General features: G+C 68.8%; 26 protein-coding genes. 3 read left to right on the top strand and 23 right to left on the bottom strand.

Annotated features, from left to right (window positions below):
* Nucleotides 1-15: 15 nt before the first annotated feature.
* The 10 genes from ABFO07_RS03465 to ABFO07_RS03420 all read right to left on the bottom strand — a co-directional run bounded on the left by ABFO07_RS03465 (nucleotide 16) and on the right by ABFO07_RS03420 (nucleotide 8,490).
* Nucleotides 16-681 carry a DUF799 domain-containing protein gene (locus ABFO07_RS03465; RefSeq protein ID WP_059566377.1) on the bottom strand — a complete coding sequence of 222 codons (666 nt, stop codon included), beginning with the start codon at nucleotides 679-681 and terminating at the stop codon, nucleotides 16-18.
* A gap of 10 nt (nucleotides 682-691) precedes the next feature.
* Entirely contained in the window at nucleotides 692-1,108 is a 417-nt protein-coding gene (locus tag ABFO07_RS03460; RefSeq protein WP_059906867.1) for a DUF4810 domain-containing protein, read from the bottom strand.
* A gap of 55 nt (nucleotides 1,109-1,163) precedes the next feature.
* Complete coding sequence (locus ABFO07_RS03455) at nucleotides 1,164-1,841, bottom strand: CsgG/HfaB family protein (RefSeq protein ID WP_059886494.1); 678 nt, start codon at nucleotides 1,839-1,841, stop codon at nucleotides 1,164-1,166.
* Nucleotides 1,842-2,439: 598 nt separating this feature from the next.
* Nucleotides 2,440-3,795 carry a glutathione-disulfide reductase gene (gene gor, locus ABFO07_RS03450; protein ID WP_347468324.1) on the bottom strand — a complete coding sequence of 452 codons (1,356 nt, stop codon included), beginning with the start codon at nucleotides 3,793-3,795 and terminating at the stop codon, nucleotides 2,440-2,442.
* Between the two features lie 233 nt (nucleotides 3,796-4,028).
* A complete protein-coding gene (locus ABFO07_RS03445) occupies nucleotides 4,029-4,253 on the bottom strand; it encodes a hypothetical protein (RefSeq protein ID WP_059566574.1) in 225 nt (74 codons plus the stop codon).
* Between the two features lie 342 nt (nucleotides 4,254-4,595).
* Complete coding sequence (locus tag ABFO07_RS03440) at nucleotides 4,596-5,717, bottom strand: porin (protein WP_059566374.1); 1,122 nt, start codon at nucleotides 5,715-5,717, stop codon at nucleotides 4,596-4,598.
* 400 nt (nucleotides 5,718-6,117) lie between these two features.
* Entirely contained in the window at nucleotides 6,118-6,819 is a 702-nt protein-coding gene (locus ABFO07_RS03435) for a YoaK family protein (protein ID WP_059891193.1), read from the bottom strand.
* A gap of 35 nt (nucleotides 6,820-6,854) precedes the next feature.
* On the bottom strand, nucleotides 6,855-7,196 hold the full coding sequence (locus ABFO07_RS03430) for a zinc ribbon domain-containing protein YjdM (RefSeq protein ID WP_059566372.1): 342 nt from the start codon (nucleotides 7,194-7,196) through the stop codon (nucleotides 6,855-6,857).
* Nucleotides 7,197-7,327: 131 nt separating this feature from the next.
* Complete coding sequence (locus ABFO07_RS03425; RefSeq protein WP_059891192.1) at nucleotides 7,328-7,855, bottom strand: chromate transporter; 528 nt, start codon at nucleotides 7,853-7,855, stop codon at nucleotides 7,328-7,330.
* Entirely contained in the window at nucleotides 7,852-8,490 is a 639-nt protein-coding gene (locus tag ABFO07_RS03420) for a chromate transporter (protein ID WP_059566370.1), read from the bottom strand. The genes ABFO07_RS03425 and ABFO07_RS03420 overlap by 4 nt, the downstream gene beginning before the upstream one ends.
* A gap of 96 nt (nucleotides 8,491-8,586) precedes the next feature.
* Between ABFO07_RS03420 and ABFO07_RS03415 the strand changes: the two genes are divergently transcribed.
* Entirely contained in the window at nucleotides 8,587-9,471 is an 885-nt protein-coding gene (locus tag ABFO07_RS03415; protein WP_059891191.1) for a transcriptional regulator GcvA, read from the top strand.
* A 433-nt stretch (nucleotides 9,472-9,904) separates the two neighbouring features.
* Here the strand turns inward: ABFO07_RS03415 and ABFO07_RS03410 are convergent, their stop codons facing one another.
* The 13 genes from ABFO07_RS03410 to flgB all read right to left on the bottom strand — a co-directional run bounded on the left by ABFO07_RS03410 (nucleotide 9,905) and on the right by flgB (nucleotide 23,658).
* A complete protein-coding gene (locus ABFO07_RS03410) occupies nucleotides 9,905-11,212 on the bottom strand; it encodes a solute carrier family 23 protein (RefSeq protein ID WP_059566368.1) in 1,308 nt (435 codons plus the stop codon).
* Nucleotides 11,213-11,760: 548 nt separating this feature from the next.
* Nucleotides 11,761-12,996: a flagellar hook-associated protein FlgL gene (flgL, locus tag ABFO07_RS03405; RefSeq protein ID WP_347468320.1), complete on the bottom strand. Its 1,236-nt coding sequence runs from the start codon at nucleotides 12,994-12,996 to the stop codon at nucleotides 11,761-11,763.
* Nucleotides 12,997-13,018: 22 nt separating this feature from the next.
* Nucleotides 13,019-14,950: a flagellar hook-associated protein FlgK gene (gene flgK, locus ABFO07_RS03400; protein WP_059566366.1), complete on the bottom strand. Its 1,932-nt coding sequence runs from the start codon at nucleotides 14,948-14,950 to the stop codon at nucleotides 13,019-13,021.
* Nucleotides 14,951-15,136: 186 nt separating this feature from the next.
* The gene (locus tag ABFO07_RS03395; protein ID WP_059566365.1) at nucleotides 15,137-15,892 is read right to left on the bottom strand and encodes a flagellar brake protein; all 756 of its coding nucleotides are present in this window, start codon (nucleotides 15,890-15,892) and stop codon (nucleotides 15,137-15,139) included.
* A gap of 222 nt (nucleotides 15,893-16,114) precedes the next feature.
* On the bottom strand, nucleotides 16,115-17,092 hold the full coding sequence (gene flgJ / locus ABFO07_RS03390) for a flagellar assembly peptidoglycan hydrolase FlgJ (RefSeq protein WP_059566364.1): 978 nt from the start codon (nucleotides 17,090-17,092) through the stop codon (nucleotides 16,115-16,117).
* Nucleotides 17,093-18,298 (bottom strand): flagellar basal body P-ring protein FlgI, encoded by a 1,206-nt coding sequence (locus tag ABFO07_RS03385; RefSeq protein WP_059886503.1) that lies wholly within the window; start codon nucleotides 18,296-18,298, stop codon nucleotides 17,093-17,095.
* Nucleotides 18,292-18,993 carry a flagellar basal body L-ring protein FlgH gene (gene flgH / locus ABFO07_RS03380; protein ID WP_059566363.1) on the bottom strand — a complete coding sequence of 234 codons (702 nt, stop codon included), beginning with the start codon at nucleotides 18,991-18,993 and terminating at the stop codon, nucleotides 18,292-18,294. The genes ABFO07_RS03385 and flgH overlap by 7 nt, the downstream gene beginning before the upstream one ends.
* 17 nt (nucleotides 18,994-19,010) lie before the next feature.
* Complete coding sequence (flgG, locus tag ABFO07_RS03375) at nucleotides 19,011-19,799, bottom strand: flagellar basal-body rod protein FlgG (protein ID WP_059566362.1); 789 nt, start codon at nucleotides 19,797-19,799, stop codon at nucleotides 19,011-19,013.
* A 35-nt stretch (nucleotides 19,800-19,834) separates the two neighbouring features.
* Nucleotides 19,835-20,593 (bottom strand): flagellar basal-body rod protein FlgF, encoded by a 759-nt coding sequence (gene flgF, locus ABFO07_RS03370; protein WP_059566361.1) that lies wholly within the window; start codon nucleotides 20,591-20,593, stop codon nucleotides 19,835-19,837.
* Nucleotides 20,594-20,613: 20 nt separating this feature from the next.
* Nucleotides 20,614-21,852, bottom strand: a complete 1,239-nt coding sequence (gene flgE, locus ABFO07_RS03365; RefSeq protein WP_059803423.1) for a flagellar hook protein FlgE — start codon at nucleotides 21,850-21,852, stop codon at nucleotides 20,614-20,616.
* A 27-nt stretch (nucleotides 21,853-21,879) separates the two neighbouring features.
* The gene (locus ABFO07_RS03360) at nucleotides 21,880-22,659 is read right to left on the bottom strand and encodes a flagellar hook assembly protein FlgD (RefSeq protein ID WP_059886507.1); all 780 of its coding nucleotides are present in this window, start codon (nucleotides 22,657-22,659) and stop codon (nucleotides 21,880-21,882) included.
* 36 nt (nucleotides 22,660-22,695) lie between these two features.
* Complete coding sequence (flgC, locus tag ABFO07_RS03355; RefSeq protein WP_026045251.1) at nucleotides 22,696-23,121, bottom strand: flagellar basal body rod protein FlgC; 426 nt, start codon at nucleotides 23,119-23,121, stop codon at nucleotides 22,696-22,698.
* Nucleotides 23,122-23,169: 48 nt separating this feature from the next.
* Nucleotides 23,170-23,658, bottom strand: a complete 489-nt coding sequence (gene flgB, locus ABFO07_RS03350) for a flagellar basal body rod protein FlgB (protein WP_059906701.1) — start codon at nucleotides 23,656-23,658, stop codon at nucleotides 23,170-23,172.
* Between the two features lie 204 nt (nucleotides 23,659-23,862).
* Here flgB and flgA point away from each other — a divergent pair, with 204 nt between their 5' ends.
* Both flgA and flgM read left to right on the top strand, forming a co-directional pair.
* A complete protein-coding gene (gene flgA, locus ABFO07_RS03345; protein ID WP_430733033.1) occupies nucleotides 23,863-25,131 on the top strand; it encodes a flagellar basal body P-ring formation chaperone FlgA in 1,269 nt (422 codons plus the stop codon).
* Between the two features lie 103 nt (nucleotides 25,132-25,234).
* Nucleotides 25,235-25,573 (top strand): flagellar biosynthesis anti-sigma factor FlgM, encoded by a 339-nt coding sequence (flgM, locus tag ABFO07_RS03340; protein ID WP_059563744.1) that lies wholly within the window; start codon nucleotides 25,235-25,237, stop codon nucleotides 25,571-25,573.
* Nucleotides 25,574-25,582 lie beyond the last annotated feature (9 nt).

Below are 25,582 nucleotides of genomic sequence, written 5' to 3'. Positions count from 1 at the left end.
CGCGGCCGATGCACGTCAGTCCGTGCCGTACTTCGTCGAGCGCGGGCCGTACAGCAGGCCGTTCGGCGGCCCTGCCGTCAGCAGCCGGCCGCTCGTGCGCGCGGCGATGTCGTGGCTCTGGTCCATCAGCGAGTTCGCGATCTGCTTGACCGCGGCCACCACGAGCATGCCGATCAGGCCGCCGCCGCCGCTGTTGTTGCCCTCCTCGCTGCTCGCGCTCGCGGCGCCCTGCCACAGCACGTCGCCGGTGCGCAGGTCGACGAGCTTCGTCGAGGCCGACACCACGGTCGCGCTCGCGAGGATCCGGTAGACGGTGCCGTACTGCGTGACCTTCGTGTACAGCGCGGCGTCCGCGCCGAAGATCTCGCGCAGCTTCGCGGGCGACGTGTTCTGGATGTCGGCGGCGTTGGTGAGGCCGTTCTGCTTGAAGGTCTCGTCCATCACCGCGACCGGCACCACGTAATAGCCGGATTCCGCGATCGGCAGCGTCATCTGCGACAGCATCCCGTAGCTCGCCGATACGTCCGACGTCTCGTTGAGCGGCGGCAGCACGAGGATCGAGCGCGGCTTGCTGTTCTTGAAGGCCGTGTAGTCGGCCCGCTTCACCGGCTGCGCGCACGCGCTCAGCAGCGCGACGATCGACAGCACGGACATCAGCTTGAATGAAAGGGTCTTGAACATAGTGGGCGCGTCACTGTTTGGCGGTTTTCTGGTCGACGTTCTTCTGCTCGGCCGTTTTCTGCTCGACCGGCTTCGGCTGCGCGGATTTCTTCTTCATCAGGAAATCCATGAACGGCGACGATTCCGGAAACAGCTGCTTCTCCGCCTGCAGCTCCTGTTCGGCCTGCTGCTCGCTGCCGATGCTCGCATACAGCATGCCGAGATGCGCATGGAAGCCCGGCGGCGGCGTGTTGCCCTTCGCCCGAATCTGTTGCAGCGCCTTTTCGAGCGCGTCGATCTGCTCCTGCGGCGAGGTCTTGCCCTTGAAATACTCGTACACCTGCGGCTGGTAGCCGTTCCATTGGTAGAGCGGCGGCGTGGGCGGCGCCGCGCAGCCCGCGAGCAGCAATGCGGCGGCCGTCGCCGGCAGCCAGGTACCCCGTTTCATGGTCATTTCTCTTTTAATTGATGTGGTGAATCGGTCGTGCGGTGATGCGCGATGCTTACTTCGCCGGCTTCAGCGCGCCGGTGTCGACCTGGTCGACGAGATGGTTGACGGCCTCCTGGATCGCGAGGTCGAGCACCTTGCCGTTCAGCGTCGAGTCGTAGCTCGCGGTGCCGCCGAAGCCGATGATCTCGCGGTTGGACAGGCTGAATTCGCCCGCGCCCTGGCTCGATGCGATCACTTCCGACGTGGTCGTGTCGACGATGTTCAGGTTGACCTTCGCGTACGCGACCTGCGTCTTGCCGCTGCCGAGGATGCCGAACAGCTGGTGATCGCCGACTTCCTTGCGGCCGAACTCGGTCACGTCGCCCGTCACCACGTAGTTCGCGCCCTTCACCGCCTGCGCCTTCTTCATGAAGCCGGCTTCCTGCTTGATCTCGTCGAGGTTCTCGCGGTCGAGCACGTTGAAGCGGCGGCTCTGCTGCAGGCGCGTGACGAGGATCGTCTTCGCCTGGCCGCCGAGTCGGTCGATGCCGTCCGAGAAGATGCCGCGCATGTAGCTCGAGCGGTTGTCGAACTTGCCGACCGCGATCGCGACCGGTTTGCCCGCATACGGCTTCTGCGCGCTGCTGACGGCGGGCACGTCGAGCGTGCGCGACGATTCGGTCGCGCAACCCGACAGCGCCGCGACGACGGCCGCGGCGACGAGGACATGGCGTCGAGTCTGGATGTTCACTGCTGATCTCCTTGCGTGGAAAGAATGCCCGTGGCGGGCGCGCCGGCGCGCGCACGAGCGTGACTTCAAGGCGGCGGCGCGCACGCGCGCGCCGATGCGTCGCTGGACGCGACGCGATCACGCAACGCGGCAGGCGTCGCCTTGGATGCTGTCAGGAAAATAAAAGCGGATGCGCGCGTGACGAGCGAGCCACGGCGAATGGCGGGCAGGCGGCGAAATCGTCACGATTCGCGCGCGGCGTGGTTACCCGATTGTTCTGATTGCTGCGCTGTTGATCGCGCATGGTCGGCCCCGTTTCTGGTTTGGCGCGATGATAGCAAACGCGTTGCCGAACACGCCTTGTCGTGACTCGACCGGCGCACGGCATCCCGCATCCGCACATCATCGCGGTTGCGCGCGACGCCCCGCGGGAAGCGGGAAAGCGGGCGTCACGGCGATCCGCGAACCCGAACGACGCGGTTGGACCCTGCCGCCGTTCGGGAATATCAGGCATTCGCAAACGCACAGCCTGAATGCCGCCGTTCGGAACCTTGCATATCGTGATAACGGCACGCGGCTCGCATTCTGTAGGGCGCGCGGCGCGCGATCTCCGGCCCGGTCAGTCCGCCGCCTTCTGCCGCATCGTGACGAACTCCTCGGCCGCGGTCGGATGAATGCCGATCGTGTCGTCGAACTGCGCCTTGGTCGCCCCCGCGCGTATCGCGATCGCGATGCCCTGGATGATTTCGCCCGCGTCGCGCCCGACCATGTGCGCGCCCACCACCCGCTGGCTGTCGCGCGCGACGACGAGCTTCATCAGCGTGCGCTCGTCGCGGCCGGACAGCGTGTGGCGCAGCGCCTTGAACGACGTGCGGTAGATGTCGACCGCGCCGTGCACGTCACGCGCCCGCGCTTCGGTGAGGCCGACCGTCGCGACTTCCGGCTGGCTGAACACCGCCGACGGCACCCATTCGTGTTCGGCCGCCGCGCGCCGTCCGCCGAACAGCGTCATCGCGAGCAGGCCGCCGTCGCGCGTGGCGACCGGCGTGAGCTGCGGCCTCGACGTCACGTCGCCGATCGCGTGGATCGACGCGACCGATGTCGCCGAATACGCATCGACCGCGATCGCGCCGCGCACATCGAGCGCGACGCCGGCCGCGTCGAGCCCGAGGCCCTCGACGTTCGGCACGCGGCCGGTGGCATAGAGCACCGCATCGAACGGCCCGTGCCGCGCATCGCCGGCGCGCAGCGTCAACGTGCCGTCGGCGGCGCGCTCGATCGCGTCGAGCGCGGCGCCCGTGTGGATCGTCACGCCCTGCTTCGTCATTTCGTCGGACAGGAACTGCCGGACGTCGTCGTCGAACCCGCGCAGGATCCGCTCGCCGCGATAGAACAGCTCGGTGTGGCTGCCGAGCCCGTTGAAGATGCCCGCGAACTCGACCGCGATATAGCCGCCGCCGACCACCGCGACACGCGCGGGCAGCGCGGCGAGCGACAGCGCCTCGCGCGACGTGATCGCATGCTCGATGCCGGGCAGCGGCGGCAGCGACGGGCGCGAGCCGGTCGCGATCGCGATGTGGCGCGCGCGGATGCGGCGCTCGCCCACCGCGACGGTATGCGCATCGACGAGCGTCGCGCGCCCGGCGTGCATCTCGACGCCCGACTGGCGCAGCAGGTTCACGTAGATGCCGCTCAGCCGGTTGATCTCGCGATCCTTCGCGTCGATCAGCGCCGGCCAGTCGAGCGCGCCCGCGCCGAAGGTCCACCCGAAGCCGCGCGCGTCCTCCACCTCGTGCGGGTAATGCGACGCGTAGACGAGCAGTTTCTTCGGAATGCAGCCGCGCAGCACGCAGGTGCCGCCGATCTGCTCTTCCTCCGCAATGCCCACGCGCGCGCCATATGACGCCGACACCCGGGCGAGCCGGACGCCGCCCGAGCCGGCGCCGATGACGAACAGGTCGTAGTCGAATTCCATCGCATACCCTCATCGCAGTTCGGATGACGGCACGATAGCAAGATTCCGGTTTCCTTGCGGCGCGCGGCGCGCGCGCAAAAAAAACGGCGAGAGACATTGTCTCTCGCCTGTCAAACCCGCTGCCGGGTGAGCCATGCGTCACCGATCGACCGCATGCCCGGCATGCCGGCTGCGCGGCGCCGGCCCGCTCGCCTGCGCGGCATGCGCAGGCGTGGCGCGGCCGGCCGCCATGCTCATGCCTGCGACGTGTCGCCGTCGCTGGCCTGCGTATCGTCCGCCGCTTCCTCGGGCTTCTCTTCCTTCTTCTCGAGCATGTTTTCGAGCGCTTCCGCGCCCTTGAAGCCCGCGACGGCCGCAGCCGCCTTCGTCAGCAGGCCCGCATCCGGATCGACTTTCTCGGCTGCCTCGACGGCCGCGACGGCGCCCGCGATTTCGCCAACGGTGTTCAGGATACCCATCGTCATCCCCTTTCAACGTGAATCGTGAGGCACATCGTCCCACGAAGAAAAACCGGCGGACAGCGCTTGTCATCACCGGATACACAATTTACGGACCAGCCCGGTCGCGCGCATCGCGCGTGTCGGGCAACCCACGCAGATTAGCGGAACGGGTTCGCGCGTACTGTGAAACTATGTTCGGGAATGCCGACGAACGGCTTACGTGCTGCGCGTCGCGCTATGTAGCGCGCGCTGTATAGTCGCGCACGCTTATGACGCCGCGTGCACAAACAAAAAGAGGCTCCCGCAGGAGCCTCGTCGCGCTCGTCGCGCGCCGGGCTTCGCACCGGCGCGGACGGTTCGTCAGAAGATATTGCGCAGACCGATCGCGATACCCGTCTGGTTGCTGCGGCCCGGCAGCTGGACGTTGGCCGCGCCGTTCGTCTTGTTGAAGTCGACGGTGCCGTAGACTTCCGTGCGCTTGCTCAGTGCGTACTCGGCGATGCCGACGATCGCATAGCGGTTGCCGCTCGCGAGCGTGCCGTTCGCGGTCATCGCATTGCGCATGTGGTCGTAGTAGAACGCGCCCGTCAGCGTCAGCGGCGCGCTCACCTGCCAGCTCACGCCGGCGAACGGACCGTCGTCGATACGGCCGGTGCCCTGCGCGACCGTGATCTTCTGCTGCGCGAGCAGGCCGTCGACGAAGCCCGTATCGTCTTTCGAACGCAGGTAGCCCGCGTAGACCTTCACCTTGCTGAACGCGTAGACGACGTTCGCGTGATAGATCGTCTGCTTTTTCGCCGAGTTGTTGCTGTTCTGCTGCGCGCCGGCCGCGATGCTCAGCGGGCCCATCACGTACGACAGCGAGAAGCCCCAGCCATTGCCCTTGCCGAGCGAGCCGGGGATCTGGCCGGAGAAACCGGTCGACGTGGCATCCGTGTAGTTGATGCCCGTCGAGTACATCGCGGTTGCGGTCAGGCCATTGAACGTGCCCGTGTACTTGATCTGGTTGTCCGCGTACAGCCCGCCGCCGAGCGCCACCGGCAGCCACGCGTTCTCGAGGTAGTTACCGACGGTCAGCGGATCGTAGGTGTCCGACAGCAGGTCGAACAGCGGCGTCTTCTGGCGGCCGAGGGTCACGGTGCCGTACGGGCTCGACAGCCCGACGTACGCAGCGCGGTTGAACATGCGGTGGCTGTCCGCGAATGCGCCGTTCTGCAGGTTCACGCCGCTCTCGAGCTTGAACAGCGCCTTCAGCCCGCTGCCGAGGTCTTCCGTGCCGTAGATGCCGAAGCGGCTGTTGGTGATCGCGCCGTTCGACATCGCCAGCAGGCCGTCGTTGTTGGCGTTCGCGTTGGTCAGGTAGCGGACGCTGACGTCGGCCACGCCCCAGAGCGTGACGGAGCTTTGTGCTGCCGCGTATTGGCTGGCGAATGCCAGGATGGCGCCCCCTGCGATTGCTGCGAGTCTGGTGGTCTGCTTCATGAGCGATCCCAAATTTGTTGATGTCTCCGTACATGGCCGGCTGCGCGCGCAGCCGGGTGACGGTCGCGCGCACTCTTGGCGCACGCGACGTGGCCAGAATCATAAGACGACTACGAATCTCGAAAGAAATTGAAATGCGCTGCAAACGCGCGATTGTCGTCAGCACACAACGCCCGGCTTGCGCGACGGGCGGGCCATTCCGCAGGAAACTGGCGCGATGCGGGCGGGCCGAGGGAGATCGACGAGGGGTAAGAGGAGATGCGGTTGGTGCGGCGCAGCAGACGCGCGGCGAGATCGTGAGCGCGACGGCAAGCCGACGACGCGGCGATCTGACCGACGGGGATCCGTTCCACGCCGGCAGTGGATCGCGCCGCAGCATGGAACCGCCCGCGCTTAGCCGTCAGCCGGCTTCGCCCGCTCCCGCTTCCGCCCCCGCGCGCCGCCACGCCCGCCGCACGATTTCGCCGAACGCGCCCGCAAGCAGCAGCACCGCGCCCCACAGCGCAACATCCGGCATGATCCGCGTGACGAACCCGCCCGCCACCGCGCCCGCGAGAAAGCAGAAGCTGATCGTCGCGAGCAGCGCCGAATCGTGCAGCGCGCCGGCGTCATAGCGCGGAATCAGCCCGACGAACAGCTTCTGCGCGGCGCGCCGCAGGTTGCCGGTCGTCATTACCGACGTATAGGACAGCTCTTCGAGATGCGTGAACGACAGCGTCTGCAGCGTCGCGACGAACGAGATGCCGGGAATCAGCCACGCGCTCGACGCGCCGACGAGGCCGCTCGCGGCGATGCCGAGGAACGCGATCTCGACGATCAGGCTCGCGAACGCGGTATGCCGCATCCAGCCGCGCTGCGCGGCGAGGCCGAGCAGGTGCGCGACGAACACCGCGATCGTGAAGCCGGCCAGCGGCGGCACATGATGCAGCGCAGCAGCCCACTCGCCGGCCGACAGGTTGATGCCGAGCAGCGCGACGTTGCCCGTCATCGTGTTCGCGAACACGTGGCCGTGGCCGACGTAGGTGTACGCATCGAGATAGCCGCCGGACAGCGTGAGCAGCGCGGCGACCGTGAGATTGCGGCTGGCGCCGTCGAGATCCATCGATCCTCCCGTGATGGGGTGTGCGGCGGCGATGCTCAGTTCTTCTTCAGGTAGCAGGCCTTCAGCATCACGCTCATCCCGTCGACCTTGCAGTCGACTTCGTGATCGCCGCCGACAAGGCGGATGCTCTTCACCTTGGTGCCCATCTTCAGCGTGATCGACGAGCCCTTCAGCTTCAGGTCCTTGATCAGCACGACCGAATCGCCGTCGGCGAGCACGTTGCCGTTCGCGTCGCGCACGACGCGCGCGGCGTCGTCATCGGCGGGCGCCGCGGCGGCGCTCGACCATTCGTGCCCGCAGTCGGCGCAAACATAGTGCTCGCCGTCGGGGTAGGTGTTTTCCATCGCGCATTGCGGACAGGCGGGAATCGTCGACATGATGCTGGGCCCTGCTGATTGAAACCCGGCAGTATACCGGCGCGTTCCGCCGCACCGCGCCGCCGTGCCTCAACGCGCCATCGAACGACACGCGCGAAGTGCTCCCCGCGCGACACCGCCGTGCCGCGCGCTCACTGCCCGACGCCCGCCAGCCCGACCAGCGCGCCGCCCGCGAGCAGCCACAGCGGATGGATGCGCGTGCGATACGCGAGCACCGCGCACGCGGCGGTGATGCCCCACTGGATCGCCAGGTGATTCGACGCCTCGGCGATCAGCACCGCGCTCGCCGCGACGAGGCCCGCGGTGACGGGCATCAGCCCCTGCTGCACGTAGCGGCGCCACGGCCGGTTCCGGAAGCGCTCCCACGCGTGCAGCGCGAGCACGGTGACGACCGACGACGGCCCGAACTTCGCGAGCGTCGCGACCAGCAGGCCCGACCAGCCGGCCACGTGCCAGCCGACCAGCGACACGATCATCATGTTCGGCCCGGGCGCGGCCTGCGCCAGCGCGAACAGCGCGGTGAACTCCGACGCGCTCATCCAGTGATGCACGTCGACCACCTGCCGCTGCATCTCCGGCAGGATCGTATTGCCGCCGCCGAACGCGAGCAGCGACAGCTGGGCGAAGATGGTCGCGAGCGCGAGCAGCGTATCGTTCATCGCGCGCCTCCCTCGTCCGCGTTGCGCGAGTCGGCCGAAGGCGACGCCGGCCCCGCCGGCACGACCGGCCCGGGGCCGCGCCGCGCGGCGAGCCAGATGCTGAACGGCGTCAGCACGAGCATCGTGGTGAGCAGCGGAATGCGCAGCACGGCGATCGCGACGAACGCCAGCGCCGCGATGCCCGCGGCCGCGCGCGCGTGCCGCAGCGGCTTCGCGACCTTCACCGCCATCGCGGCGAGCAGCCCGGCCGCGGCGGCCGACAGCCCGGCGAACAGGTGCCGCACGGCCGGCTCGTGCTGGGTCTTCGCGTACAGCACGCCGAGCGCGACGACGACGAGCGTCGGCCCCGCGATCAGCCCGAGAATGCCGGCCAGCGCGCCCGGCACGCCGCGAAAGCGCATGCCGACCGCGACCGACAGGTTGATCACGTTGCCGCCGGGCAGGAACTGGCACAGGCCGAGCAGATCGGTGAATTCGTCGGCGGAGAGCCACTTGCGCTCCTCGACGATCGTGCGCCGCGCGAACGGCAGCGCGCCGCCGAACGACATGAGGCCAAGGGACAGGAAGCCGGTGAACAGCTCGGCCAGGCCGATGCTGCGCGGCGCGCCGGCAGGCGGCGGGGAGACGGATTGCATGGGAGTCCTCGTCAAACGGTAAGCCGAGGTTACCGCCGTCCGGGCCGCGGTCAAAACGATTTTATCGGCGTTCCCTTGTGATCTAGAATCACAAGCATGGCACGCGATCTCCCGCCCTTTTCCGCGCTTCGGGCCTTTGAAGCCGCGGCACGACACGAAAGCTTCAGCGCCGCCGGCGACGAGCTGCATGTGACTCATGGTGCCATCAGCCGGCAGATCGCCGGGTTCGAGGCGTGGCTCGGCAGGCCGGTGTTCCACCGGATCGGCAAGCGCGTGAAGCTCACCGACGACGGCCGCCAGTATCTGGACACGGTGCGCGCCGCGTTCGACAGCATCGCGCTCGCCACCGAGCGCCTGCGCCGCACCGGCACCGCGCGCGTGCTGCGCATCAACGCGCTGCCGACCTTCGCGATGAAATGGCTGCTGCCGCGCCTGTCGCGCTTCCAGCGCGACGTGCCGAACGTGGAGCTGAAGCTGTCGACGTCGAACGCGCCGCTCGACACCCTCGACGGCTTCGACGTCGCGATCCGCCGCGGCCCCGGGCACTGGCCGAACTGCGCGAGCGGCCGCTTCCTCGACGAAAGCGTGATCCCCGTCTGCAGCCCCGCGCTGCTCAAGCGCGCGCCGATCGCGCGCGCCGACGACCTGTCGCGGCACGTGCTGCTGCATTCGGATACGCGCCCGGAAGGCTGGCGCGACTGGTTCGCGGCCGCCGGCGTGGCGCCGAAGGGGCGCAAGCGCCAGTCGTTCGACCACTTCTACCTGGCGCTGCAGGCGGCGGTCGACGGGCTCGGCGTCGCGCTCGGCCCGCTGCCGCTGATCGACGACGAACTCGCGAGCGGCCGGCTCGTGATGCCGCTGCCGGGGCCGCGCATCGCGACCCGCAGCTACTGGTGGATCACGCCGCGCGAGCACGCGGACGAGCCGCTCGTCGCGCAGTTCTGCGCGTGGCTGGAGGCGCAGGCGAGCGCCGGCGGGTGACGGGTGGCGGGGTGGGCTTCGAGGTGGGTTGCGAGGCGAGCTTCGAGGGAGGCTTCGAGACGGGCTTCAAGGCAGGCTTCGAGGCGGGCTTCGAGGTGGGCTTCGAGGTGGGCTTCGAGCCGGGCTTCGAGGTGGGCTTCGAGACGGCTTCGAGCCGGGCTTCGAGCCGGGCTTCGAGCCGGGCTTCGAGGTGGGCTTCGAGCCGGGCTTCGAGGTGGGCTTCGAGACGGCTTCGAGCTGGGCTTCGAGGTGGGCTTCGAGCCGGGCTTCGAGGTGGGCTTCGAGACGGCTTCGAGCCGGGCTTCGAGCCGGGCTTCGAGGTGGGCTTCGAGCCGGGCTTCGAGGTGGGCTTCGAGCCGGGCTTCGAGGTGGGCTTCGAGCCGGGTCGCGAGCCGGCAGGCGGCGGCATGCCGCCCGCCGCCCGCGCCGGGCGTCAGACCACCGGGCCCGGTTCCTTTTCCTTGCGCAGCAGCGCGTACAGGATGATCGCGCCGAACGTCGCGGTGCCGATCCCGCCGAGCGCGAAGCCGCCGAACTTCAGCGAGAAGTCGCCCGCGCCGAGCACGAGCGTGACGGCCGCGACGATCAGGTTGCGGTTGTCGGAGAAGTCGACCTTGTTGACGACCCAGATCCGCGCGCCCGTCACCGCGATCAGCCCGAACACGACGATCGACACGCCGCCGAGCACCGGGCCCGGAATCGTCTGGATCACCGCGCCGAACTTCGGCGAGAAGCCGAGCAGGATCGCGATCAGCGCGGCCACCACGAACACGAGCGTCGAATAGATCCGCGTGACGGCCATCACGCCGATGTTTTCCGCATAGGTCGTGACGCCGGTGCCGCCGACGCTGCCCGACACGATGGTCGCAAGCCCGTCGCCGATGAACGCGCGGCCGACGTAGCGGTCGAGGTTCTGGCCGGTCATCGCGCTGACGGCCTTGATGTGGCCGAGGTTCTCGGCAACGAGGATCACCGCGACCGGCGCAAGCATCAGCATCGCGTGCGGATCGAACACCGGCGCGTGGAACGCCGGGATGCCGAACCATGCGGCGTGCGCGACGATCGCGAAGTCGATCGGCTTGCCGAGGCCCATCCCGTTGGTCGCGACCGCGTAGATCGCGTACGCGATCACGAGCCCGACGAGGATCAAGAGGCGCTGCATCATCCCGCGCGCGAACACCGCGACGCCGCCGACCGACAGCACGGTGACGAGCGCCATCGCCGAATCGAAGGTGGACGCGGACACGCCCTTGACCGCGATCGGCGCGAGGTTGAGCCCGATCACGGCGACGATCGCGCCCGTGACGACGGGCGGCATCAGCGCCTCGATCCAGCGCGTGCCGACCGCCGACACGATCGCGCCGAGCGCAACGTACACGACACCGCACGCGATGATGCCGCCGAGCGCGACCGGGATGTTCGGGTTCGGGCCGCTGCCGGCATAGCCGGTCACCGCGATCACGAGGCCGATGAACGCGAAGCTCGAGCCGAGATAGCTCGGCACCCGGCCGCCGACCAGCGCGAAGAACAGCAGCGTGCCGACGCCGGACATGAAGATGCACAGGTTCGGGTCGAAGCCCATCAGCAGCGGCGCGAGCACGGTCGAGCCGAACATCGCGACGACGTGCTGCACGCCCATCGCGATCATCTGCGGCCACGACAGGCGCTCGTCGGGGCCGACGACGCGCGCGGCCGCGCCGGTCGGTTGCACCCGCCAGCGCGGGAAATAGGAATCGGACATCGGGACACGCTCCTGTCTTGTCGGTCGCCCGGCTGCGAGGGATGCGCCGGGTCTGGAATCTGGCGCGAAGTTTAAGGAGCGGGAATGGCGCTGGCAAGCGGCGCGCCGGCGCGGGCGGCAGCGATTCGGAACGCAGCGGGCCCGGTCCGGTCGGGCGGGATGCGGGGTGAAATTCGGGGGTGAAATTCGGGGGTGAAATCCGGGGGTGAAATCCGGGGGTGAGATCCGGGGGTGAGATCCGGGGGTGAGATCCCGGGGGTGAGATCCGGGGTGAGATCCGGGGTGAGATCCGGGGTGAGATCCAGGATGAAATCCGGGGCAGGATTCCGGCCGGCGAACGATCTGCCGCCGCAGAATCTGACTCGTCCCATTCACGGCAGCAGCCAGGTTTCATAAAGTACCCGTGCTGCTGCATCAGGGCAGCTGTTCCACTCTCCGTTGGCCGTTCGGGCATTGCGCCCGAACGGTCTTTTTTTGCGTCCGGCACGGCGGGCAGCCCCGCCGCGCGACGTAAGCGCCCGCTTACGCCGCCGCCGGCGCGTGCCGCATCACGGGTTGATGTACTGGAACAGCGACAGGTTCTGCATCTGGACGAACGCCTTCTGCGCGCCGGTCAGCGCGTTCTGCAACTGCGTGAACTGGCTGATCGTCGTGACCAGGTTGGTGCTCGTCACGTCCGACAGGTTGCTGGCGACCTGCAGCGAGTTGGTCTGCGTGACCGCCTGCACCGCCTTGATTTCCTGCTCGCGGCCGCCGACGCCCGCCTGGATCGTCGTGACGTTGTTCATCGTGTTGCTGAGCTTCGTCGCGCCGGTCGCCATCGCGTTGCTGAACGCGGCCATGGCCACCGGGTTGCCGGTGATCGGCGTCTTCAGCACGGCGATCATCGCATCGAGCGACGCGAACACGTCGGTGCCGGCCTGCGGCGCGGGCGTCACGGTGAAGGTGTCGCCGTTCGCGGGCGTACCCGACACCGGAACCGTCTGGCCGCTGCCGAGCGCGATCGCCGCGCCGGACGTATATGCCTGCGCGGGCGTCGTCGTCGGCGGAACGGCCGTGTTGTCGGTGACCGTATAGGTCGGCGCCGCGGCGGTGCCGCCGAACGTGATCGTGAACTGGTGGTTGTTGGTCGCGGCCCCCGCGCTCGTGGTCGTGACCGGGCCGATCGTGCCCGTGCCCGTGTTCGCCGCGCCCGCCGCCTGCACCGACTGGGTGCCTTGCGCCTGCACCGACTGGAACACGGCCAGGCCGTTGTCGCCCTGCGACAGGCTGCGGGAATCGGCGATCTGCACGTCGCGCGTGCCGGTGTCGCCGACGTAGCTCACGCCGCCGCTCGCGTTGTTCGCGAACGGCTTGCTGCCGTTCTTGAAGCCGGCGAACAGGTAGTTGCCCGCGCCGTCGTCCGAGTTCGCGAGCGTCATCAGCTGGTCGCGGTAGCCCTGCAGCTGCGTCGCGAGCGCCGTGCGGTTGCTGTCGGACAGCGAGCCGTCGCCCGCGCGCACCACCAGCGACTGGACGTTGGTCAGCACGGTGTTGACGCTCGACAGCGCCTGATCCTCGGCCTGCAGCGACGCCAGCGCCGCATTCTGGTTGGTCGTGTACTGCGACAGCGTCGCCGACGTCATCGACAGCTGCACCGCCTGCGCGGCGCCGAGCGGGTCGTCCCCGGGCGTCGTGAGGCTCACGCCGCTCGACAGCTTCTGGTAAAGCTGCGCGAGCTGCGCCTGCTGGTCGTTCATCGTGGCGACGTTCAGCTGGAAAAACTGGGCGCTGGAGATCCGCATCGCTTCTATCCTCGAAATCCGGTCAGTTGAACAGGCCAAGCACGGTCTGGAACAGCGAGGCCGCCGTCTGGATCACCTTCGCGTTCGCCTGGTAGAGCTGCTGGTACTGCATCAGATTGGCCGCTTCCTCGTTCTGGTTCACGCCCGACACCTGCTGCTGCGCTTCCGTGATCTGGCCGACGACCGCGGTCTGCGCGGCGCTCGACGATTTCAGCTGGGCCGCGGTGTTGCCGATCCCGTTCACGTAGTTCGCGTACGCGCCGGTCAGCGTCGTCGTGCCGCCGCCGAGCTGCTTCGCGGTCACGAGCTGCGCGAGCGAGAGCGCGTTGCTGCCGTCGCTGGTGCCGCCCGCGTTCGGCACGATCTTGAACGTGTCGCCGGCGGCGGGCGCGCCCGACACCGTCACCGAGACGCCGCTCGCCAGCGTGATCGGGGTGCCCGACTGGAATGCCTGCGCGGGGCCCGTCGTCGGCGGCGCCGTGGTGTTGTCGGTCACCGTATAGGTCGGTGCAGCCGCGGTGCCGCCCATCGTGACCGTGTAGTTGTACCCGGCGCTGACGGCTGCCGGGTTCGTGACCTTCACCGGCCCGATCGTGCCGGTGCCCAGGTTCGTCGTCGTGGCCGACGACACGTACGGCGACGCCGCCGCGATCGTCGAGCCGTTCGACGTCGTGAGCCCGAACCCGTTGAGCGCGCCGCGCGTCGGCTGCACCGTGAACTTGTCGCCCGCGCTCATCGTGCCGGACGAGAACGAGAAGTTCAGCCCGCCGATCGAACCCGGCATCGCCGTCGACGTGCCGACCACCGAGCCGCTCGCGCGGTCTGTCAGCGTGTAATTCGTGCCGTCGTACGACAGCGTGTAATCGCCCGTCGGCGGCTGCAACGGATTCGCGATCGCCACGTTGAGCGTCGCATTGCCCGTGTTCGCCTGGTTCGCATACACGGTCGGGTTGCCGACCGTGAATAGGTTGCCGCCCGGGTTGCCCGCCAGGTCGACGCCGAGCGCGTTCTGCGCGTTGACCTGCGCGGCGAAGCTGGTCGCGATCGCGCCGAGCTGCGCCTGCGCCGGATCGAGCGTCTGGCTGCGGAACGCGAGCAGGCCGCCGAGCGTGCCGCCCGACAGCGACACATCCGGCAGCGCCTGGTTCGCGCCCGGCGGGGTCGCGCCGGCGATGCCCTGCGACACGATGCTCAGCTCGCTCGGATCGGACGGCGACGTGACGGCCGCGAGCGTATAGCTCTTGTCGGCGACGACGAGCGGCTGCCCGCCCGCGAGGAACACGTTGTAGCCGTCGCTGTTGCGCGACACCTGCACGCCCGCGAGGCCCGACAGCTTCGACACCGCGAGGTCGCGCTGGTCCAGCAGCTGGTTCGGCGGCTGGCCCTGGCTGCCCGCGGCCGCGATCTGCTGGTTCAGCTGCGCGATCTGCGCGGTATACGAATTGATCTGCGAAACGGTGCTGGACAGCTGCGCGTTCACGCTCTGGCGCAGCGCATCGTATTGCGAGCCGGCCGCCTTGATCTGGTCGGCCAGCACCTGCGCGTTGCTCATCGCAGTCTGCCGCACCGACGTGTCGGCCGCCTTGTTCGCGACGTTCTGCAACCCGGTGAAATAGTTGGTGATCGCGGTCGAGATCCCGGCCGTCGGGCTGCCGACGTAGTTGTTCAGCTGCGCGACGAGCGAGGACCAGCTCGACAGCGCGCCGCTTTGCGTCTGCGCACTGTTCAGCTGGTCGCTCAGGTACTGGCTGTACTGGCGCTGCACCGTGACGGTGTTCACGCCCTGCGGCAGGTAGCCGCTGCCGGTGTACTGGCCGCTCGCCTCCGCATAGACGGGGCGCTCGATCGAGTAGCCGGGCGTCGCCGCGTTGCTGATGTTGTTGCTGGTCGTCGTCAGTCCCCAGATCGCGGCGTTCAGGCCGCTGATACCGAGGTTCATGAGAGTGTTGGACATGCGCGATCCTGATGAGCCGGCCGCTCTGCGGCCGCCGGGTTGCGTGACTCCCGGTATAACGGCCGCGGATCGAAAAAATTGAGGAAAAAATGCAGGTCCGCCGCACGGGCGTGCGGCGCTCGCCGGGCCGGTGCCGGCATGCCCGCGCGCGCCCGCAAACGGGCGCGAACGCGGGCGAAACGAAGCTCAGGCGCGCGCGAGCTGGCGGCGCTTCATCTCGAGCTGGGTGATCAGGCGCTGCAGCGTGTTCTCGGCGCTGCCCGGCAGCGACATGAAGCGAAAGCCGAGCTGGAAGCGCCGCGTGCCGTTCGGCAGCTGGGTCGAGCGCTGCGACACGAGCTGCAGGTCGAGCGACAGCTTGCCGTGGCCGTTCAGCTCGAGCTCGACGTCCGGCAGCAGCGTGCCGAGCTCGAGCGCCTCGACGCGCTCGTCGGCCGTGCGCAGCCCGACGCCGCCGAGCGACAGGTTGTGCACCTCGAACAGGAAGCTCTCGCCGTCCGGCAGCTTGCCGCGGCACACGAACGGATCGACGATCGGCGCATCCACGCGGAAATACTCGCGCCGCTGGATGCAGTACAGCAGGTCGGGGAAATCGGCCTCGAACGCGGGCAGCCCTTCGTAGCGGGTCTCGCGCGGCGTGCCGGTGCCGAATTCGACGCGCACGCCTTCCGGCGACGCCGAGAACTTGCAGTGCGGCGCGGCAAGGATGCCGCTGTTCTGTTCGGCGAGCGCACCCCAGTCGAACGTGAAGGTGCGCGCGCCGACGTCGACCTCGAGCAGCCGCGTGACGAGCTGGCCGCCCGGGTACTGAACGGTGAGGAAATCGCCGCGGTTCACGAGGTTGCGCAGCTGCACGCCGATTTCCAGCGGATTGCGGCGTGCGTAGTCGGGCCCGGAATGGCCCGCGTCCTGGCTCGGGTCCGTCGACAGTTCGATATTCATGGCTTGCCGGTCTTTCTTGTCATGGGCGCCCGGTAACCGGTGCGCAAAAAACCGGGCCAGAACGGCGACCCGGTCGCAGGTCTCTCACACTTAGCGGCAGTGCTGACCGAAAGTTTAGATCGATTTCCCGAATTTTTTCGCGCAAACGTTCAAACCGCGCGCGGCGGGGGGCCGGGCGCGGTTCGAGGAAGAGGCAGGCGGTGCGGCGGCGGGCGGGGCCGCTCAGCCGATCTGCTGCATGATCGTGATGAGTTTCTTCGCGTAGTTCGGGTCTGTCGCGTAGCCGGCCTTCTGCAGCCCGTGCGCGAAACCCTCGACGCTGCGGCCGGCGCTCAGCACGCCCGCGTAGCGCGGATTGTTCTTCAGCAGGTTCGCGTAGTCGGTCATCGCGTGCTCGTACGAGTCGTACGCGCGGAACTTCGCGACGACGCGGCGCGGCGCGCCGTTCACGTATTCGGTCGTCAGCGCCGACACCGTGCGGCCCGTCCAGCCCTTGTTCGCCTTGATGCCGAACACGTTGTAGCTCGTCGAGCCGTCGGTCGCGCGGATCTCGCGCTTGCCCCAGCCCGATTCGAGCGCGGCCTGGCCGACGATGAAGCGCGCCGGGATGCCGGTCGCCGCGCTCGCGGCCTGCGCGGGGGCGGCCAGCCGGTCGACGAATGCGTCGGCGTCCGGCGAGCTGCCTGCGCCCTTCACCGGCGGCGTCAGCGCGCTGCCGGCCGAGTAGCCGCGCTCGCGCGCCAGCGCGCCGTTGTTCGCGCCGGCTTCCGCATAGGCCTTCGCCATCGCGTTCATCGCGGCGAGGCCGCCTTCGTTGCCGGCCAGGCCGAGGCCGGCCGCGCCGGCATCCGCCGCGCCGCCCGCGCCCGCGCCGAGGTTCGCGTTGCGCATCAGCTGCTTCATCAGCGCGTCGGCCACGCCGATCCCGCGCGACGACATCTGCTGCGCGAGCTGCTGGTCGAGCATCGACGTGTACATCTTCGACGTGCTCGAGTCGAACAGCCCGCCCTCGGGCGTCGCGTCGCGCATGCTCTTGAGCATCATCTGCGTGAACATCGCGTCGAACTGGCCCGCGACGAGCTTCGCGCCGGCCTGCGGCGACTGCTTGACCTGCGCGCGCAGCGCGTCGAACCCGCGCACGTCGAGCGCGAAGCGCTGCGACAGGTCGTTCCCGTTGGGCAGATTCGCGGAATTCGCCATTTAGATGATCTCCAGATCGGCCCGCAATGCGCCGGCGGCCTTCATCGCCTGCAGGATCGACATCAGGTCCGCGGGCGTCGCGCCGAGCGTGTTGAGCGCCTTCACGACGTCGGCGAGGTTCGCGCCGGCCGTCACCATCTTCAGCGCGCCGTTGTCCTGCTTCAGCTGGATCTGCGACTGCTGCGCGGCGACGGTCTGCCCGTTCGAGAACGGCCCCGGCTGCGACACCACCGGCTGCGTGTTGACGACCACCGACAGGTTGCCGTGCGCAACCGCGCAGCTTTGCAGCGTGACCATCTGGTTCATCACGATCGAGCCCGTGCGCGCGTTCAGGATCACCTTCGCGGCGGCCTTGTCCGGGCTCACGTCGAGATTCTGCAGGCGCGCCATGAACGCGACCTGCTGCGCCGAATCGGCCGGCGCCGCGAGCTGGATCGTGCGGCCGTCGAGCGCGGTCGCGGTGCCCGGGCCGAAGCTCGCGTTCACCGCCGACACGATGCGCTGCGCGGTGCCGTAGTCCATGTCGTTCAGCTGCAGCTGCAGCACGCCGTTCATCTGCGCGACCGCGTTCGGCACCGAGCGCTCGACGATCGCGCCGCCGGCGATGCGGCCCGACGCGAGCTGGTTCACCTGCACGCGGCTGCCGTTCGCGCTGGCGCCCGCGCCGCCCACCGCCATGTTGCCCTGCGCGAGCGCGTACACCTGCCCGTCCGCGCCCTTCAGCGGCGTGAGCAGCAGCGTGCCGCCGCGCAGGCTCTTCGCGTTGCCGAGCGACGACACGGTCACGTCGACCGCCTCGCCGGGCCGTGCGAACGGCGGCAGCGTCGCGGTGACCATCACCGCCGCGACGTTCTTCAGCTGCATGTTCGACAGCGACGAGCCGCCGCCGTTGGCCGAGCCGTTGTTGATCGAGATGCCGAGGTTCGCGAGCATGTTCGCGAGCGTCTGCGTCGTGAACGGCGTCTGCATCGTCTGGTCGCCGGTGCCGTCGAGGCCGACGACGAGGCCATAGCCGATCAGCGGGTTGTCGCGCACGCCCTGGATCTGCGCGAGATCCTTCAGGCGTTCCGCGTGCGCGGCGGCCGGCGCGAGCGCGACTGCGAGCACGCAGGCGGCCGCGAACGCGCAGCGGGCGGCCGCGCGGCGGCGGGACAGGACGAGGTGGCGCATCACGCGCGCGAGCAAGGTACGCATCGTCGTCACCACGGCGCGAGGTTGAGGAAGAAGCGCTGCAGCCAGCCCATCGTCTCGGCTTCGTTGATGTAGCCCTTCGCCGAGTATTCGATCTTCGCGTCGGCCACCTGCGTCGAGAAGACGGAGTTCGCGCCGGAGATCGTGTTCGGGTTGACGACGCCGGAGAAGCGCACGAATTCGTTGCCCTGGTTGATCAGCATCTGCTTCTCGCCGCTGACGATCAGGTTGCCGTTCGGCAGCACGTTGGTCACGGTCACGGTGATCGTGCCGTTGAACGTGTTCGCCGCGCTCGCGCCGCCCGTCGCGTTGAACTTGTTGCCGCCCGTCGCCGACAGGTTCGCCTTGTTGAACAGCCCGCCGAGGAAGCCGGCGGTCGGCACGTCGAAGTTGGTGTTGCCCGCGCGGTTGGTGTTCGCGCCGGACGACTTGGTCGCGTTGATGTTCTCCGCGATCACGATCGTCAGGATGTCGCCGACGTTGCGCGGGCGCTGGTCCTCGAACAGCGGCCGGCCCGCATAGCCCGGGTTGTAGATCGAGCCGGGCGCCTGCATCGACGGCGGGACCGGCGGCTGGGCCGACATCGGCTGCTGGATGATCGGCTCGCGCGGGATCTGCGCGCAGCCGGCGAGCACCGCGAGCGCGAGCGCGGCGGCCGGCGCGCCGATACGGCGCACCCGGAACGAAACGGAACGGACGACCTGCTTCATGGCGACGAGTCCGGCAATCAGCGCGCCATCTGCGTGACGGTCTGCAGCATCTGGTCGGACGTCGTCACGGCCTTGCTGTTGATTTCGTACGCGCGCTGCGTCTGGATCATGTTGACGAGCTCCTGCACGACGTTCACGTTCGACGCCTCGACATAGCCCTGGTTGAGCGTGCCCGCGCCGTTCAGGCCCGGCTGCGACACGTTCGGCGCGCCCGACGACGTGGTCTCGGCGAACAGGTTCTCGCCCTTCGCCTCGAGGCCGGTCGGGTTGATGAAGGTCGCGATCTGGATCGAGCCGATCTGCACCGAGTTGTTCGAACCCGCCTGCTTGACCGTCACGACGCCGTCCTTGCCGATGGTCAGCGCGGTCGCGTTCTGCGGCACGGTGATCGCCGGCAGGATCTGGTAGCCGCTCGACGTGACGAGCTGGCCCTGCGCGTTGGTCTGGAACGAGCCGTCGCGCGTGTACGCGTTGGTGCCGTCCGGCATCACCACCTGGAAGAAGCCCGCGCCGTCGATCGCGAGATCCTTCGAGTTGTTGGTCTGCTGCAGGCTGCCCTGCGTGTAGATGCGCTCGGTCGCGACCTGCTGCACGCCGGTGCCGAGCTGCAGGCCCGACGGCAGCTCGGTCTGCTGCGTCGAGTTCGCGCCGGGCTGGCGGATCGTCTGGTACAGCAAGTCCTCGAACACCGCGCGCGAGCCCTTGAAGCCGTTGGTGCCGACGTTCGCGAGGTTGTTGGAAATCACGTCCATCTGCGCCTGCTGCGCATTCATGCCGGTGGCGGCGATGTAGAGCGAACGGTTCACTTTGACATTTCTCCTTCGTTAGCCGGGCCGGTCGCTCAGCTGAAATTGAGCAGCTGGTTCGCCGACTGCTCGTTCTGGTCGGCGGTCTCGATCAGCTTCGACTGCAGCTGGAATGCGCGCGCGTTGTCGATCATCGACACCATCGCGTTCACCGGGTTGACGTTGCTGCCTTCGAGCGAATTCGGCGTGACGACGACGTTCGGGTCGGCGTCCGCCGGGTTGCCGTCGGCGGTGCGGAACAGCCCGTCGTTGCCGCGCGTGATCGTCGCCGGATCGGGGTTGACGAGCTTCATCCGGTCGACGATCGCGACCGCGGTGGGCGGGTCGCCCGGCATCAGCGCGGACACCGTGCCGTCCTTGCCGATCGTCACTTCCGCGTTCGGCGGCACCGAGATCGGGCCGCCGTTGCCGAGCACCGGCTGGTTGCCGGCGGTGACGAGCTGGCCGTTCTCGTCGACCCGCAGGTTGCCCGCACGCGTGTACGCCTCGTTGCCGTCGGCCGTCTGCACGGACAGCCAGCCCGGCCCCTGCACCGCGACGTCGAGCGGGTTGCCGGTGCGCGAGATCGGCCCCGGCGCGAAGTCCGCGCCGGGCGTCGACGACAGCACGTAGGTGCGGGTCGTCGTCGGGTTGATCGTGCTGCCGTCGCCGAAATTCATCGGCACCGCGCGATAGGTCGCGAGCTGCGCGCGAAAGCCGGTCGTCGACGTGTTCGCCAGATTGTTCGCGACGACCGCTTGCTGGTCGAGCGCCTGCGACGCGCCCGTCATCGCCGTGTATATCAGTCGGTCCATGGCTGCCCGTTATCCGCGCGTCAGAGGTTGATGACCGCCTGGTCGACGGCCTGCTGCGTCTTGATCGTCTGCGCGTTCGCCTGGTAGTTGCGCTGCGCGGTGATCAGGTTGACGAGCTGGGCCGTCAGGTCGACGTTCGAGTTCTCCAGCGCGCTGCCCTGCAGCACGCCGTGGTTCGTGCTGCCCGGCGCGGAGATCTGCGGCACGCCCGACGCGGAGCTCTCGGCGTACTGGTTGCCGCCGAGGTTCGTGAGGCCGTTCGGGTTGTTGAAGTTCGCGAGCGCGATCTGGCCGAGCGTCTGGGTCTGGCCGTTCGAGTAGTTGCCGGTCAGCTTGCCGTCGGCGCCGATCGTGAAGGTCGTCAGCGTGCCGCTCGCGAAGCCGTCCTGCGCGAGGTTGTTCACGCCGTCCTTGCCGCCGTACTGGGTCGTGCCGGTCAGGTCGAGCGTCAGCGGCTGCGGCGTCGCGGAGCCGCCGGTGGCCGGAATCGTGAACTGGAACTGGCCGGTCGAGCCGGTGACGGGCGCGACAGGCGTCGTGCTCGCGATCTGGCCCGACGTGTTGAACGTCACCGCGCCGAGGTCGGTCGTCGGCTGGCCGTGCACGCCCGCGTACGCTTCCCACTGGCCGGCCGTCGCGCTCTTCACGAAATACATGTCGACCTGCTGCGCGCCGCCGAGCGAGTCGTACACCTGGATCGACGTCGAGTAGTTGTACGTCGTGCTGTCCGTCGCGGAGAACGGCGTCGTGGCCGGCACCTTGTCCTGCGAGTTCAGGTTGAACTGGCCGGTGATCCTGGTCGTCGCGGTGGGCGCGAGGTTGGAGGTCGGCGCCTGCATCGGCACGGTCGCCGCGGTGTTGATCACGCCGCCCGCGACCGCGTTGTAACCCATCAGGTTGCGGCCCTGCGAGTCGACGATGAAGCCGTTCTTGTCACGCCGGAACGTGCCGTCGCGCGAATACGTGACCACGCCGTTGTTCGACATCTGGAAGAAGCCGTTGCCGTTGATCGCGACGTCGAGCGCATTGTTCGTCGTGTTGATCGTGCCCTGGCCGAAGCTCTGCTGCACCGACGAGATCTGCGTGCCGATGCCGATCTGGGTGTTGACCGACGTCGCGACCGAGTTCGCGTACATGTCCGCGAATTGCGCGGTGCTCGACTTGAAGCCCACCGTGTTCGCGTTCGCGATGTTGTTGCCGATCACGTCGAGCGCGTTCGACGCCCCCGAGAGGCCGCTCAAACCTTGTTGATAACCCATTTCGGTCTCCGTTTCGTGGAAGCTGAATCAGTTGGTGGTGGAACCGCCGGTCGACGGCGCATTCGGGAAAATCGACGCAACCTGGGTGAGCGGCACCGTCGTGCCGTTCGACAGCACGAGCCCCGCCGTGCCATCCGCCTGCTTGATCACGCTCTGGACCTGCGCGGCCGACAGCACGGTCGGCGCATACGTCTTGCCGTCGGCGCCGGTGTACTGCGCGCTCACCGTGTACTTGCCGTTCGGCAGCGTGTTGCCCGCCGCGTCGGTCGGCGTCCAGTTGAACGGCACGGTGCCGGCCGACTGCTTGCCCGCCTCGATCGTGTTGACGACGACGCCCGCGTCGTTCTTCACGGTGATCGTCAGGTTCGACACGTCCTTCGTGAGCGACACGCCGAACGGCGACGCCGCGCCGCCCTTCACCGCGACGCCGTTGCCCGGCGCGAGCACGTTGGTGCCGATCAGGAGCGCCGCCTGCGTCTGCTGGCCGGCCGTGAGCTGCGTGGACAGCGACGTCAGCGACGTGTTGAGCTGCGCGATGCCGCTCACCGTGTTGATCTGCGCGAGCTGCGAGGTCATCTGCGAGCTGTCGACGGGGCTCGTCGGGTCCTGGTTCTGCAGCTGCGTGACGAGCAGCTTCAGGAACGTCGTCTGCAGGTCGCTCGCCGACGTGGTCGACAGCGTGCTGCCCGTCGACGTGCCCGTGGCCGACGTGCCGTTCGTCGACGTGTTCTGCGTGTTCATCGTGTCGGTCGGCAGGGTCGACATGGACGTGCCGTTGCCGCCGATCGTCGTGGAGGAGGATGCCATTCGTCAGGCCTTCTGTCGGATGAGTGGAGACGCGGCTCAGGTGCCGATCGTCAGGGTCTTCAGCATCAGCTGCTTCGCGGTGTTCAGCGTCTCGACGTTGGCCTGGTACGAGCGCGACGCCGAGATCATGTTCACCATTTCCTGCACCGGGTCGACGTTCGGCATCTGCACGTAGCCGTTCGCGTCGGCGGCCGGGTTCGCCGGATCGTAGGTCGACTTCATCGGCGACGGATCGTCGATCACCTTCGCCACGCGCACGCCGCCCACGCCCTGGCCGGACGCGGTGCGCGCGCGGCCCTGCGGATCGGCCGCGAACACGACCTGCTTCGCCTTGTACGGCTTGCCGTCGGGGCCGGTCGCGCTGTCGGCGTTCGCGAGGTTCGAGGCCGTCACGTTCAGGCGCTGCGACTGCGCGGACAGCGCCGAGCCGGCGACGCCGAAGATGTTCATCAACGAGGGCATGGAGGCTCCTTATTGCGGACTTGCGGTTCGGTTACAGGCGGCGCGCGATCACGAATTCGACGTGATCGCGGCGATCATCGCCTTGATCTGCTGGGTCATCACGGTCATGCCGCTCTCGTAGTGCAGCGCGTTGTCCGCGAACTGCACGCGCTCGACGTCGAGCTCGACCGTGTTGCCGTCGAGCGCGGGCTGCGTCGGCTGGCGGTATTGCGCCCGGCCGTAGTTGTCGGACGGCCCGCCGGTCGGAATCAGCTGCACGGTGCCGGCCATGTGGCCCGCCGCGGTCGACGCCATCGTCATGCCGCTCGTCACGCCGGCCGGCTGCGCCATCGCGAGCGGCGCCGCGTTGCTCGGCGCAAGGCCGCCGCCTGCCTGCTTCAGCGAGCGCGCGAGCGTCGACGAGAAATTGACGTCGCGGGCCTGGTAGCCCGGCGTGTCGGCGTTCGCGATGTTCGACGACAGCAGTTCCTGCCGATAGGCGCGCACGTCGAGCGCCTGGCGGCCGAACGCGAATTCGGCATCGAGTTTGTCCAGCATCTGTGCGTCTCTCCGTTTCAAGCGCTGCACCGCTCTTTCGCCGCGCGGCGGCCAAAGAGGCTTTTTTCCATGACACGCATGGTAGGCGGCGCACGCAACCGGCAATCGGACGAATAACGCGGCAAAGGCCCCCTCTATTCATCGTTTGCGCGGCGGCCCCGCTCCCTAGAATGCAATCCGGAACAACGGATCGAGGACACGGCGATGACCGGCAGCGCACTTCGCAGCGACAACGGACGGCGGCCGCGCATGCGGCGCGCGTTCGCGCTCGCCGCGGCGCTGTGGCTCGGCGCCGCGCACGCGGCGGACGACGGGATGATCGTGATTCCCGGGCGCGGCGAGACGGCCGAGACCGCGCTCTCGGCCGCCGGCGCGGCGAGCGCCGGGCGGACGGCGGGGCCCGCGCAGGCAGGCATGGCGCCGGAGATGGCCCAGGCGGTGCGCGCGACGGGCGTCGGCGCGCAACCGGCGGGCGTCGTCACGGTGGTGCCCGGCATCAACGCCGCAAACGCCACAAACGCCGCGACGATCGCGGCCGGGCAGCCGGCCGGCGCGTCGGCGTTCGAGCCGCGCACCGTCACGGTCCTGCCGGCCGCACCGGCCCCCGCGCCTGCCACCCCGCGCATCGCCGCGCCGCCGGCCGGCAACCCCGCCCCCGCCTATGGCGCCGCCCGCTCGGCCCGGCCGGCCATGGCTGCCGGCGATCCGGGCCGGATCGTAACCGTCGTCGCGGGCACGGCCGCCCAGTCCGGCGCACCCGATCCGCGCGCGCCCCTGCGCCCGGCGCTCGCGCCCCGGCAGCCGGCGCTGCGCGCCAGCCCGGCCGTGCCGGCCCCCGCGACGCTGCCCGGCCAGCAGGATCCCGATGCGATCCAGCGCACGGCGCTCGCCTTCCTTCAGCAGCAGATCGCCGGCCTGCCAGGCAAGACGACCGCGACCGTGTCGCCGTCGCTGCCGCGCGGGCTCGCCGCGTGCACCACGCTCGAACCGTTCCTGCCGACCGGCGCGCGCCTGTGGGGCCGCACCACGGTCGGCGTGCGCTGCGCGGGCGAGCGGCCGTGGACGGTCTACCTGCAGGCGAAGGTCGTCGTGCAGGCCACCTATTACGTCGCCGCGCGGCAGATCGCGCCGGGCGAGCCGCTGACGGCGGCCGACCTGGTCGCGCGCGACGGCGACCTCACCGTGCTGCCGCAGGCCGTGATCACCGATCCGTCGCAGGCGATCGGCGCGACCGCGCTCGCGCGCGTCGCGGCCGGGCTGCCGCTGCGCCAGGACATGCTGAAGAGCGCGGCATCGGTGTCGGCCGGCCAGACCGTGCGGGTCGTCGCGGCCGGGCCGGGTTTCACGATCTCGGCCGAAGGCAGCGCGCTCGCGAACGCGGCGCCGGGCCAGTCGGTGCGGGTGCGGTTGGCGGCCGGACAGATCGTCACGGCGATCGTCAAGGACGCCGGAACGGTGGAAATTCCGCTCTGACACGACAAGTTTCTGATTCTCAAGCGGATTGACCGGGGCCGGGGATGCTAAAGTTTGGCCCCGCCTTGCCGTTATCTGGGTCAAACCGCACAGGAACACCATCGTGAAAATCGATCCGACGCCCAACCCGAACACCCGCGCCCCGGCCGCGACCGGCAACGGCGCGGGCCGCCCGCAGCAAGACGCGCCCGCGACGGCCGCCCCGCAAGCAGGCGCCGCAGGCGCGCGCGGCGGCGATGCGACCGTGAACCTGTCGGGTTTGTCGGGCCAGCTGCGCACGCTGTCGGCGTTCGGCAGCACCGACATCGACACGGGCCTCGTCCAGTCGATCAAGGACGCGCTGAACGACGGCACCCTGACGATCGACGCGAGCAAGATCGCCGACGGCGTACTGAATACCGCCCGCGAGCTGCTGCAGCAGCAGCGCCCGCAGGGCAGCTGATCCGGCCCG

This window comes from Burkholderia stagnalis, from assembly GCF_039848545.1.
GTDB classification, from domain to species: domain Bacteria; phylum Pseudomonadota; class Gammaproteobacteria; order Burkholderiales; family Burkholderiaceae; genus Burkholderia; species Burkholderia stagnalis.
This window is presented reverse-complemented; position numbering and strand designations above follow the sequence as displayed.